Genomic DNA, 12,971 nt, shown 5'->3' on the forward strand with positions numbered 1-12,971 from the left:
AGTGGCTGGATTCTTTTCCAAGCTCATGGGTAAGGCCGGTTCCGAGGCTCAGGCCTCGGAGCCGGCTCAGCCGGTGAATCCGTTCGATATCGATTACGGTCCCGGTGAGGACAAGGACTCGGTAATTTACCAGGTCAGCGCTATGCTCTTGGGCTATCCCGATGAGCAGATGCTGGAGGTGCTTCCTGAACTGGTCGCTATCACGGCGGCCACCGAGGATGAAGCTTTTATCGCAGCTGTTGATGCGATGCAGAAGTGGCTTACCTCCAAGGACCTGGAAGACGTGCAGTCCGAGTATGTGCAGGAATACGACCTTTCGCGTCGTCATTCCCTGCACCTGTCGTACTGGACCGATGGTGATACGCGTCGTCGCGGTGAGACTCTTCTGCGTTTCAAGCAGATGTACCGCGAGTCCGGTATGCTGACCGTTCTGAACGGTGAGCTTCCGGATTATCTGCCGTTGGTTCTCGAGTTTTGTGCGCTGGTTGATCGTCGTAAGGGTCGTTCGGCCCTGCAGGCATATCGCCCCTCCCTTGAGCTTCTCCGTCTTGCGATGAAGGACGGAAGCCTACCCCACTACGGGTTGTTGCAGAGCATCTGCGCGACTCTTCCCGGCATCTCTCCCGAGACTCAGGAAGAGGTCCAGCGGATGGCTGGCTACGGCCCGCCCGTCGAGACTGTTGGCCTGAACGGTTACGCTGATCATCAGCTGCTCCAGCAGGCGCAGGCTCGTTCTAACTAGTTTTATCCCTCGTGAGGAGACAACACGTGTACGTACTTGCTTCTGAGAACGCAGAACACGCTGCACACGCTGTAGCCGATCCGGGCGTCGTAGACATCCTGCTGTGGGGCGTTCTGCCCTATGTTGCGCTGGTCGTTCTGATTGGTGGCACCATTTGGCGTTACCGTACCGACCAGTATGGCTGGACGACCCGCTCGTCGCAGATTTACGAAGGCAAGTGGCTTCGCATCGGTTCGCCGCTGTTCCACTATGGCCTGGCCGCCGTCTTTATGGGCCACGTTGGTGGTCTGGTGGTCCCCAAGTTCCTGACTGACTTCGTCGTTTCGGATGAGACTTACCACATTGTGGCGCTAATCGCGGGTTCTGCCGCAGCTGTTGCCACCATTGTCGGTATGTTTATCTTGCTGGGTCGCCGCGCTACGAACTCTGAGGTTCGTGCGGCTACCACCCGCAATGACGTTTTCATGTATATCGTCCTGGTTCTGGTGATTCTCGCCGGTACCGCGGCTACCCTGATTTCGGCAGTGGACCCGTCGGGCGGTCTGCCCCCGGTCAATGGTCACCATGTTCACTTCAACTACCGTGAGACCATTGCCGTGTGGTTCCGTTCGCTGTTCTACTTCCACCCCGAGGTGGCCCTGATGGTGAACATCCCCGTGGCTTTCAAGATTCACATCGTCGTAGCTATGGTTCTGTTCATTATTTGGCCCTTCACCCGCCTGGTGCACGCACTGACTGTGCCTCTGCACTACGTATTCCGCCCCTACACCGTGTACCGCACCCGTGGCGGTCAGCGCGTTGGCGCACGTCGAGGCTGGGATCCGGTGGGTACTCTCCCGCGTGAGCGTGCCGACCGCTAATACACATATCCATATTGCAAAAGAGGAAATATGAGCACCCCTGTTGCACCGAGCTACGACCTGAAGAAGGGTCAGCTCTTTAACGTTCTGCTGGCAACCTTCGCCTCGACCATTGGTTTCTGGGCATGGACCATCGTCGGCCCGCTTGCAAAAATGTATGCCAAGCAGATGCACCTGGACGCTGGTATGACCAGTGTTCTGGTCGCCATGCCGATTTTTATCGGTGCTATCGGCCGTATTCCCATCGGCGGTCTGACTGACCGTTACGGTGGTCGTATTATGTTCACCATTGTTCTAGCTGTCAGCGCACCGCTGGTTCTGCTGGTGGGCGTGGCTGGTCAGATGAACTCGCTGCCCATGCTGCTGATTGTCTCCTTCTTCCTGGGTATTGCTGGTACCGTGTTCGCTGTGGGTATTCCCTTCAGCTCGGCATGGTATGACGTATCGAAGAAGGGCTTCGCAACCGGTGTGTTCGGTGCGGGCATGGTGGGTACTGCGGTTTCCGCATTCGCTACCCCCCGCCTGGTGCAGGGTATCGGTTACTTCCCGACTCACATCCTGATTGCTGTGATTTGTGCAGTAACCGCCGTGATTTCTTTCGTGTTCCTGAAGGATTCCCCGGCAACCATTGGCCGTGAGGTCACCCCGCTGATGCCGAAGATTATTCGCGCATTCAAGGTGAAGACCACTTGGCAGCTCTGCTTCCTCTACGCAGTTGTGTTCGGTGCCTTCGTGGCATTCTCGAACTACCTGCCCACTTACCTGAGCAACATCTACCACTTCGACGCTAATGACGCTGGTCTGCGTGCGGCTGGCTTTACCGCTGCCGCTGTGGTGGCTCGTCCCTTCGGTGGTGTTCTGGCTGATAAGTTCGGTCCGAAGATTATCTCCCTCATCTCCCTGGGCGGTGTGGTGATTCTGGCAGTTATTACCGCATTCCAGCCTAATGCTGAGCACGTGTACGGTGCTGTCTTCATCCTGATGGGTGCTCTGCTGGGTCTGGGCCACGGCTCGGTCTTCGGCTGGTTGGGTCGCGTTGCTGACCCGAAGAACGTTGGTGCGGTGTCCGGTGTGATTGCTGCTACTGGCGCGCTGGGTGGCTTCTTCCCGCCGCTGGTGATGGGTGCAACCTACAACCAGGAGCACAACAACTACTTCATCGGTCTGATGCTGCTGGCCGTGACCGCGTTCCTCGCCTTCCTGTCGGTATTCCTCGTGCCGCACGGTGGCAAGCCGGATCACGCTAAGAAGTAATCCATTGAAGATATTTAGATATTCCTCGTAAGAGGTATATCTGAGCTTGTTTTCATAGGGGCCCCGGTTCGTCCTCCCGGTCATGGGAGGAGGGACCGGGGCTTTGCTCTACCCGGTAGCTTCTATCCGGTATCGGGGGCGGGAGAATCTTATGGGGGTGCCAGGGGGAGAGGGGGGAAGACTTATCGTGTTCGGGTATGTCGAATCATGATAATGATGAGAAAAATACGCGGAGATGTGGGACACTTAAAGCGTTCGACTCGTCGCAATAGCGCGACGTGCCCCCTCTACGGTTTGCGCCGACCAATAGGAGAACCCTATGTCCTTTATTGATCGTCATCTCGGCCCCCGTTCCGCAGACGCAGAGCAGATGCTCGAAACCTTGGGATATTCTTCCCTGGACGCGCTGATGGACGCAGTTGTCCCCTCGCAGATTCGCCTTGACGGTGAGCTTCAGCTTCCCGCTCCGCTGTCGGAGCATGAGGCCCTTTCGAAGATTGCTGGCTACTCTGCTAAGAATAAGGTCCTGGCCCAGATGATTGGTGCCGGTTACTACGATGCTGTGACTCCCGCTGTCCTGCGTCGCAATATTCTGGAGAACCCTGGTTTCTACACCTCTTACACTCCTTACCAGGCTGAGATTTCTCAGGGTCGTCTGGAAGCTCTGCTGAACTTCCAGAACACTGTGATGGAGCTGACCGGTCTGGAGATTGCTAACTCTTCGCTGCTGGATGAGGCTTCTGCTGTCGCTGAAGCGGCTGTTATGATGCACCGTGCAAACCGCAAGGTGAAGAACGGTTTCTTCGCAATTGACTCTCGTTGCCTGCCTCAGGTTATTTCGGTGACTCGTGGCCGTGCGGAGATGCTGGGCATTCCCTTTGTTATCACCGATTTCTCCGAGGGCCTGCCTGAGGGCGATTTGTACGGCATTATCCTGGCTTACCCTGCACAGGATGGTGAAATCCGTGATATTGAACCGATTATCAAGGCCGCTAAGGAGCGCAACGCCCTGGTGACGGTGGATGCTGATTTGCTGGCTTTGACCCTGCTGAAGTCTCCCGGCGAGTTGGGTGCAGATATTGCTGTTGGTAACACTCAGCGCTTTGGCTTGCCCTTCTTCTTCGGTGGTCCGCATGCCGGTTACATGGCCGTTCACAAGGGTATGGAGCGTACCATGCCGGGTCGTCTGGTGGGTGTCTCGAAGGACCCGACCGGTAAGCCCGCTTACCGCCTGGCCCTGCAGACTCGCGAGCAGCACATTCGCCGTGAGAAGGCTACCTCTAATATCTGTACCGCTCAGGCGTTGCTGGCCATTGTTGCGGGTGCTTACGCGATGTACCACGGCCCCGAAGGTCTGCGCGCTATCGCGAACCGCCTGCACACGAGCGTTGCACGTGTGGCAACCGCTCTGGAGGCAGCAGGCTACAGCATTGCTCATGACACCTTCTTCGACACCATCGTGGTGGAAGCTCCCGGCCGTGCTGATGAGCTGGTCGCGAAGGCTCTGGAAGCTGGCGTGAACATCCGTCGCTTTGATGAGGACCGCGTAGGTATTTCTGTGGGTGAATCTCATGGTGAGGAGCTGCTGAAGTCCCTGGTCTCTGCTCTGGGCGGCACCCTCGGCGAGGCAGATCCGAAGTACGACCTGCCCTCCGACCTGCTGCGTACCGACGACTACATGCAGCACCCGGTTTTCCACAAGTACCGTTCCGAGACCGAGATGATGCGCTACCTGCGTCACCTGGCAGACAAGGACCTGGCCCTGGATCGCGCCATGATCCCGTTGGGCTCGTGCACCATGAAGCTGAATGCCGCAGCCGAGATGGAACCCATCTCCTGGCCCGGATTCGCTAACATCCACCCGCTGGTTCCCGAGGACCAGGCCGAGGGCTGGCACGACCTGATCAAGGACCTGTCGGATTGGTTGCTCGCTGTTACTGGTTACGACCAGATTTCGTTGCAGCCGAACTCGGGTGCTACCGGTGAGTATGCCGGCCTGCGCGCTATCCGCTCCTTCCACGAGGCCAACGGTGACCACGAACGCGATACCATTCTGATTCCGCTGTCTGCTCACGGTACCAATGCGGCGTCTGCTGCCCTGGCTGGCCTGAAGGTTGCCGGTGTCGCCACCGCAGAGGACGGCTCCATCGATGTTGATGATCTGAAGGTCAAGATTGAGAAGTATGGCCCCAAGGTCGCCGGCATCATGATTACCTATCCCTCCACCCACGGCGTGTTTGAGGAACAGGTTGTGGAGGTCTGCCAGCTGGTTCACGAGGCGGGCGGCCAGGTGTACCTGGACGGCGCAAACATGAACCCGCAGATGGGCTTCTCGCAGCCCGGTAAGTTCGGCGGCGACGTTTCGCACCTGAACCTGCACAAGACCTTCTCTATCCCGCACGGTGGTGGTGGCCCCGGTGTTGGCCCTCTGGCTGTGCGTGAGCACCTGGCAAAGTTCCTGCCCGGCGATGCTTACCGCGCTGACTCTGAGGGTAAGCTGCCGAACGATGCGGCTCTGCCGATTGCCCAGTCTTTCTACGGATCGGCGGGCGTCCTGCCCATCAGCTGGATGTATATCGCAATGTCCGGCGCTCCGGGTCTGAAGGATTCGGCTCAGTACTCCGTGCTGAACGCAAACTACATTGCGAAGAAGCTCAATGATAAGTACCCCGTGCTGTACACCGGCCCCGGCAGCCTGGTCGCTCACGAGTGCATCCTGGACCTGCGTCACCTGACCGATAAGTCTCACGTGACCGCTGAGGACGTCTGCAAGCGTCTGATGGACTACGGCTTCCACGCACCGACTCTGGCGTTCCCGGTTCCGGGCACCCTGATGGTGGAGCCGACTGAGTCCGAGTCGAAGGAAGAGCTTGACCGCTTTATCGAGGCGATGGAGACCATCTACGACGAGATTATCGAGGTTGCCGAGGGTAAGGTAGCCGTTGAGGATTCCGTCCTGCGCAATGCACCGCACACCGTTGACGTGGTCAGCGCAGACGAGTGGGATCGTGCGTACACTCGCACCCAGGCTGCCTTCCCGGTTCCGAGCCTGCGCGTTAATAAGTACTTCACTCCGGTGGGTCGTATTGACGGTGCCGGTGGTGACCGTAACTTCGTGTGCGAATGCCCTCCGATGGAGGCTTTCGACCTGGAAGCATAAGGAGCGTTTGACGCTCTAGGGGTGGCCACTCGGCTCACCCCGCCCCGTCCGTCTCCTTTGAGAGATGGGCGGGATTGGCTCCCTCTCTGGTCTCCTGCTGGAGAGGGGGCTTGAAACACAATGATTGCAATGACAGCACAAAGCTGTGCGTGAGGAGAATCTAATGTCCCCCAAGAAGACCTCCCTGTACCCGGTTCACGAGAAGCTGGGCGCATCCTTCACCGATTTCGGCGGCTGGGATATGCCCCTGAAGTACTCGAACGACGTCGCCGAGCACGAAGCCGTTCGTACCCGCGCCGGTATTTTTGACCTCTCTCACATGGGTGAGTTCCGTGTGACCGGTCCGGATGCCGCAGCATTCCTTGACTACGCTCTGGTCTCGAACATGTCCGTCCTGAAGGTCGGCAAGGCTAAGTACTCCATCCTGGTCAATGACAAGGGCGGTGTTATCGACGATCTAATCACCTACCGTCTGGGCGACGATGAGTTCATGGTTGTTCCTAACGCGGCCAACATCGACACTGATTACGCTGCCATGAGCGAGCGCATGGGCGACTTCAACGTTGAGTTCGTCAATGAGTCGGATCAGACCTCTTTGATTGCTGTTCAGGGCCCTCGCGCGGAGGAAATTCTGCTGGCAGCCGGTGCCTCTGACGAGGGTGCCGTGCGCGAGCTGAAGTACTACGCTTCGGTACCGCTGACCATCGCTGGTGTCGATGTGCTTCTGGCTCGCACCGGTTACACCGGTGAGGACGGCTTCGAGCTGTTCGTGCCGAACGAGCACGCTGTTGAGCTGTGGGACAAGCTGGTTGCCGCCGGTGAGCCCTTCGGTCTGACTCCCGCGGGTCTGGCATCCCGCGATTCCCTGCGTCTCGAGGCAGGTATGCCCCTGTACGGCCATGAGCTTGGCCTGGACATCACCCCCTTCGAGTCCGGCCTGGGTCGTCTGGTTGAGATTGCGCTGGAGAAGAAGGCCGCCGATTTCGTGGGCCGTCAGGCTCTGTCCGAGTTGGCGAAGGAAGATTCCCCTCGCATCCTGGTGGGTCTGAAGGCTCAGGCGAAGCGCCCTGCACGTGCCGGTTCCAAGTTGGTGGATGCTGAAGGTAACGAGGTTGGTGAGGTTACCTCCGGTATTCCTTCCCCGACCCTGGGCTACCCGGTTGCGATGGCTCTGGTGAACCGTGAGTTCTCGGAGCTCGGGTCCACCATTGACGTGGATATTCGCGGTAAGCGCGCCCCCTTCGACGTTGTGGCTTTGCCCTTCTACAAGCGTGAAAAGTAACGAAATATACTGCGTGAGGTAACTTCCGCAGAGCGAAAGGCGCCGTGTTTTCGAGAGGACGCGGCGCCTTCCGTGTGTTGGGACGGTAGTTGGGCCGAAGCAGCTGGGGGAGTGGGGGTATGAGGGCGTACCCTCACCTTAGTTTCTGCATCCTCAGAAGTGCGTTAGGATTAGAGCGGTTAGTCAAGGAGGACTGTCCGTTATCACTACCTCATATGAATTAGGTGGAATACCGAGCCTGGTAGTTTTCGGTGACCGGTGTTCCGTGAGACTGCGCCCTGCAGGGTGCAATAACTTCGAAGGACAGAACGTGGCGATCAATCAGAGCACTCCCAGTAGCGCCCAGAAGAAGGCGGAGGCCCTTCCCTACGACATCAGTGTTTTTGAGCTGTTCAGTATTGGCGTTGGCCCATCCAGCTCCCACACCGTAGGTCCCATGCGTGCGTCGAATCGTTTTGTGGCTGAGCTGATTGATGAAGGCCTGCTGGACCGCGTGACTGGCGTGCACATCGATTTGTACGGTTCGTTGGCCGCAACCGGTGCTGGTCACGGCACGATGAGTGCCGCGCTGAAGGGTCTGTGCGGCTTCGTTCCTGAGACGATTGATATTGCAGCTGCGGAGGCTATGATTGAGCGCAATAGCGTTGACGGCACCCTGCCTCTGGCTGGCTATCCTTCTTCCTCGTACGGCGTGAACGCTCCCGGCGGCGAGGAGAACAAGGTGTACGGTCCGGTGGTGCACTACCGTGAGATTGACATGACCTTGCGCCCTCTGACTGTTCTTCCGCGCCACACGAACGGCATGAAGATTGCCGCGTTTGCGGGGGAGGAGCTACTGCTGGAGCGTACCTATTACTCGATTGGCGGCGGCTTTATTGTTGAGGGGGATGAGGAAGCGACCGGTGGCGCCTCGCTCACGAACCCGCCCTACCCCTTCGGCTCGGGCGCCGAGCTCATTGAGATGGCGAACGAGGCAAGTATGTCGATTGCGCAGCTGAAGATGGCGAACGAGTGTTCGCTACGTACGGAGCAGGAGGTGCGCGCAGGCATCCTGCATATTTATCGCGTCATGAAGGAGTGCATTGGCTCCTCTCTGGCTCGTGTGGGATATTTGCCTGGTCCGCTGAAGGTGCGTTGCCGTGCGGGTGCGTGGCATCGTGACTTGATGGTGGAGGATCCCGGCAAGTCTCCGGAATTTGCGATTGACTGGGTAAACCTGATTGCCTTGGCGGTGAATGAGGAGAACGCGTTTGGTGGCCGTGTGGTGACGGCCCCGACAAACGGTGCATCCGGTATTATTCCGGCGGTTTTGCACTATGCGATGAACTACACCCCGGGTATTCGTCATTGCGGTCAGGCTGCTCGTGAGCAGGCAATTGTGGATTTCTTCCTGGCTTCGGCCGCCGTGGGTGTGCTGTATAAGAAGCGCGCCTCGATTTCTGGTGCTGAGGTTGGGTGCCAGGGCGAGGTGGGTAGCGCCAGCTCGATGGCTGCGGCCGGCTTGGCACAGGTGCTGGGTGGTACCCCCGAGCAGGTGGAGAACGCGGCCGAGATTGCTATGGAACATAATCTTGGCCTGACCTGTGATCCCGTTGGCGGGTTGGTGCAGATTCCGTGTATTGAGCGTAATGCGATGGCTGCGTCGAATGCTGTGACGGCCGCCCGTATGGCACTTCGCGGAGATGGCACGCACCGCGTGTCGCTGGATCAGGTGATTGAGACGATGCGCCAGACCGGCTTGGATATGTCGCACCGCTATAAGGAAACTTCGATGGGCGGCCTGGCCGTTAACGTGGTGGAGTGCTAGGTTCCTCGTGGTAGTTGGCGGGTTCTCAGGAGGGTAAACCGTTGAGAAGCAGCCGGCGACCACCCGCATAGGGTTCCTCTTTGGAGGGGTAGAAAGTGCATTTCGGTGTCAGGTTTGCACTCGCCCTTCGGGTGTGGTAGACAAAATAGATTTCTTCCTGTATCGTTAGTATTTACGCTTTCCCTAACCTTTGTGCCTTCATATAGCGGTGGGCACGGGCTGAAGGTGACGTTTTCCGTCCGACATCTGTAGCTTCGAGCACCGTTTATGCGGGGGCCGAGGTTGTCATGTCGCCGGTAAAGTCGCCGGGAGGCTGATTGCTAACAGACATGTCTGTGGAAGGATCCCCATTTTGGTCGCTTCGAGCACCTCTAACCATGACGCCGCTAACGGCGCAGAGAACGTCTCGCGCCGAATTTCATTCGCGAAGATTAATGAACCGCTGAAGGTTCCCAACCTGCTTGCTATCCAGACCGATAGCTTCGACCGCCTCGTGGGTAACGAGCGCTGGGCGGAGCGTCTGGAATCCGCGCAGGCTGCTGGTGACACCTCTGTTCCCGCACAGTCCGGTCTGGCTGAGATCTTTGAAGAGATTTCCCCGATTCGCGACTTCCAGGAGACCATGCAGCTCTCCTTCTCCGAGCCCGAGTTCGCCGACCCCAAGTACTCCGTTGAGGAGTGCAAGGATCGCGATGCAACCTACTCGGCACCGCTGTATATCAAGGCTGAATTCATGAACCTCACCACCGGTGAGGTCAAGCAGCAGACCCTGTTCATGGGCGACTTCCCCCTAATGACCGAGGCCGGTACCTTCGTGATTAACGGTACTGAGCGTGTGGTCGTCTCCCAGCTGGTGCGTTCCCCCGGCGCCTACTTCGAGAAGGCTCCGGACCGTACTTCCGATAAGGACATTTACTCGGCCCGCGTGATTCCCTCCCGCGGTGCATGGTTCGAGCTTGAGATTGATAAGCGCGACCAGGTGGGCGTGCGTCTGGACCGCAAGCGTAAGCAGTCCGTGACCGTTCTGCTCAAGGCTCTGGGTTGGACCGAGTCCAAGATTCTGGCCGAGTTCGGTCAGTACGACTCCATCCGTGCAACCCTCGAGAAGGACTCCGTCAAGGACCGCGACGAGGCCCTGCTGGACATTTACCGCAAGCTGCGCCCGGGTGAGCCCCCGACGGTTGAAGCTGCCCAGGCTCTGCTGGACAACATGTACTTCACCCCGCGCCGCTACGACCTGGCGAAGGTTGGCCGTTACAAGCTGAACCGTAAGCTGGGCGTGGACGTTCCCCTGGATTCCCCCGAGGCTTCCGTGCTCAGCCAGGACGACATCGCTCAGATGATTCGTTACCTCTGCGCTCTGCACGCTGGCGAGACCAGCATCCCGGGTGTGCGCGATGGCGAGGAAATCTCCCTGAAGGTCGACATCGACGATATCGACCACTTCGGTAACCGTCGTATCCGCACTGTGGGTGAGCTGATTGAAAACCAGATCCGTACTGGTCTGTCCCGTATGGAGCGTGTGGTTCGCGAGCGTATGACCACTCAGGACGTTGAAGCTATCACCCCGCAGTCCCTGGTGAACATTCGCCCCGTCGTGGCAGCTATCAAGGAGTTCTTCGGTACTTCTCAGCTGTCCCAGTTCATGGACCAGAACAACCCGCTGGCGGGTCTGACCCACAAGCGTCGTCTGTCTGCGCTGGGCCCGGGCGGTCTGTCCCGTGACCGTGCAGGTATGGAAGTGCGAGACGTGCACCCCTCGCACTACGGTCGTATGTGCCCCATTGAAACCCCTGAAGGCCCGAACATTGGTCTGATTGGTTCGCTGGCAACCTACGGTCGCATCAACTCCTTCGGTTTCATTGAGACCCCCTACCGCGTGGTGACCGATGGCCGCGTGAGCGATGAGGTCCGCTACCTGACCGCGGACGACGAGAAGTCCGTTGTTATCGCGCAGGCAAACGCACCGCTGAATCCGGACCGCACCTTCGCTGAGAACGAGGTTCTCTGCCGTGCAGGCGATGGTTCTGGTGAGGCTGTTCTGGCTGCTCCCGGTGCCGTTCAGTTCATGGACGTCTCCCCGCGTCAGATGGTGTCTGTGGCTACCGCCCTGATTCCTTACCTGGAGCACGACGACGCTAACCGAGCACTGATGGGTGCCAACATGCAGCGTCAGGCTGTGCCTCTGCTGGAGTCTGAGGCTCCCGTGGTGGGTACCGGTATGGAGAAGTACGCAGCACTGGACTCCGGTGACTCCGTGCTCGCGAAGAAGCCCGGTGTGGTTTCTTCCGTGGACGCTAAGACCGTTATTGTCCGTAACGACGACGGCTCTGTCTCCACCTACCCGATCATGAAGTTCTCCCGTTCGAACCCGGGTAACTGCTACAACCAGCGCGTTGTGGTGAAGGAAGGCCAGCGCGTCGAATACCGCGACGTTATTGCTGACGGCCCCTCCACCGACGGCGGCGAGTTGGCACTGGGTAAGAACCTGCTCGTGGCATACATGCCGTGGGAAGGCCTGAACTACGAGGATGCGATCATCCTCTCCCAGCGCATGGTTTCTGAGGACGTGCTGACCTCGATCCACATCGAGGAGCACGAGATTGACGCCCGCGACACCAAGCTGGGCCCCGAGGAGATTACCCGCGACATCCCGAACGTGTCCGAGGACGTTCTCTCGGCTCTGGACGAGCGCGGCATCATCCACATCGGTGCTGAGGTTGAGGCTGGCGACATCCTCGTCGGTAAGGTCACCCCCAAGGGCGAGACCGAGCTGACCCCCGAGGAGCGCCTGTTGCGCGCAATCTTCGGTGAGAAGTCTCGCGAGGTTCGCGACACCTCTCTGAAGGTTCCTCACGGCGAGTCCGGTACCGTCATCGGTATCCGCATCTTCGACCGCGAGAACAACGACGAGGACGATCTGCCCCCGGGCGTGAACCAGCTGGTCCGCGTGTACGTGGCTCAGAAGCGTAAGATTACCGACGGCGACAAGCTCGCGGGCCGCCACGGTAACAAGGGTGTTATTTCCAAGATTCTGCCGATTGAGGATATGCCCTTCCTGGAAGACGGTACCCCCGTGGACGTCATCCTGAACCCCCTGGGCGTGCCCGGTCGTATGAACATTGGTCAGGTTCTGGAAGTCCACACCGGTTGGCTGGCTAAGCAGGGTTGGAAGATTGAGGGCGAGCCCGAGTGGCTCAAGCACATGCCGAACTTCCCGAAGGAATCCGGCCCGACTCGCCTGGCAACCCCGGTGTTCGACGGCGCCCACGAGGACGAACTGTTCGACCTCATGGACCACTCGAACCCGAACCGCGACGGCGATCGTCTGATTAACCGCTCCGGTAAGGCACGTCTGATTGACGGCCGTTCCGGTGAGCCGTTCCCGGATCCGATTTCGGTGGGTTACCAGTACATCCTGAAGCTGCACCACCTGGTGGACGATAAGATTCACGCTCGTTCTACCGGTCCTTACTCGATGATTACCCAGCAGCCCCTGGGTGGTAAGGCTCAGTTTGGTGGTCAGCGCTTCGGGGAGATGGAAGTGTGGGCGCTGGAAGCATACGGCGCCGCATACACCCTGCAGGAAATCCTGACCGTCAAGTCCGATGACGTGGCGGGCCGTGTGAAGGTTTACGAGGCTATCGTGAAGGGCGAGAACATCCCTGAGCCGGGTATCCCCGAATCCTTCAAGGTTCTTATCAAGGAAATGCAGTCCCTGTGCCTGAACGTTGAGGTGCTCTCCACCGACGGCAAGATTATTGAGATGAGCGACTCGGAGGAAGAAGGCTTCCGGGCAGCAGAAGATATGGGCGTGAGCCTGACCCACGACGAGCCCAGCTCGGTCGACGAGGCATAAGCACCGC

At 58.7% G+C, this 12,971-nt stretch carries 7 protein-coding genes; all 7 read left to right on the top strand.

Annotated elements, in window-relative coordinates; genetic code table 11:
• Position 1: 1 nt before the first annotated feature.
• Positions 2–742: a nitrate reductase molybdenum cofactor assembly chaperone gene (gene narJ, locus JX292_RS01605; RefSeq protein ID WP_204860652.1), complete on the top strand. Its 741-nt coding sequence runs from the start codon at positions 2–4 to the stop codon at positions 740–742.
• 26 nt (positions 743–768) lie between these two features.
• Positions 769–1,602: a respiratory nitrate reductase subunit gamma gene (gene narI, locus JX292_RS01610; protein WP_204860654.1), complete on the top strand. Its 834-nt coding sequence runs from the start codon at positions 769–771 to the stop codon at positions 1,600–1,602.
• 30 nt (positions 1,603–1,632) lie between these two features.
• A complete protein-coding gene (locus tag JX292_RS01615; protein ID WP_204860655.1) occupies positions 1,633–2,856 on the top strand; it encodes an MFS transporter in 1,224 nt (407 codons plus the stop codon).
• Between the two features lie 319 nt (positions 2,857–3,175).
• The gene (gene gcvP, locus JX292_RS01620; protein ID WP_204860656.1) at positions 3,176–6,016 is read left to right on the top strand and encodes an aminomethyl-transferring glycine dehydrogenase; all 2,841 of its coding nucleotides are present in this window, start codon (positions 3,176–3,178) and stop codon (positions 6,014–6,016) included.
• A 163-nt stretch (positions 6,017–6,179) separates the two neighbouring features.
• Positions 6,180–7,298 carry a glycine cleavage system aminomethyltransferase GcvT gene (gcvT, locus tag JX292_RS01625; RefSeq protein ID WP_204860657.1) on the top strand — a complete coding sequence of 373 codons (1,119 nt, stop codon included), beginning with the start codon at positions 6,180–6,182 and terminating at the stop codon, positions 7,296–7,298.
• 310 nt (positions 7,299–7,608) lie between these two features.
• Entirely contained in the window at positions 7,609–9,105 is a 1,497-nt protein-coding gene (locus JX292_RS01630; protein WP_275586141.1) for an L-serine ammonia-lyase, read from the top strand.
• Between the two features lie 352 nt (positions 9,106–9,457).
• A complete protein-coding gene (gene rpoB / locus JX292_RS01635; RefSeq protein WP_204860658.1) occupies positions 9,458–12,964 on the top strand; it encodes a DNA-directed RNA polymerase subunit beta in 3,507 nt (1,168 codons plus the stop codon).
• Positions 12,965–12,971 lie beyond the last annotated feature (7 nt).

It is taken from the genome of Rothia mucilaginosa, assembly GCF_901875305.1.
GTDB lineage: Bacteria > Actinomycetota > Actinomycetes > Actinomycetales > Micrococcaceae > Rothia.

Bases quoted from the DNA above. Each gene is read 5' to 3' on its own strand.
- JX292_RS01615 (WP_204860655.1), top strand. From the start codon at position 1,633: ATGAGCACCCCTGTTGCACCGAGCTACGACCTGAAGAAGGGTCAGCTC.
- gcvP (WP_204860656.1), top strand. From the start codon at position 3,176: ATGTCCTTTATTGATCGTCATCTCGGCCCCCGTTCCGCAGACGCAGAG.
- gcvT (WP_204860657.1), top strand. From the start codon at position 6,180: ATGTCCCCCAAGAAGACCTCCCTGTACCCGGTTCACGAGAAGCTGGGC.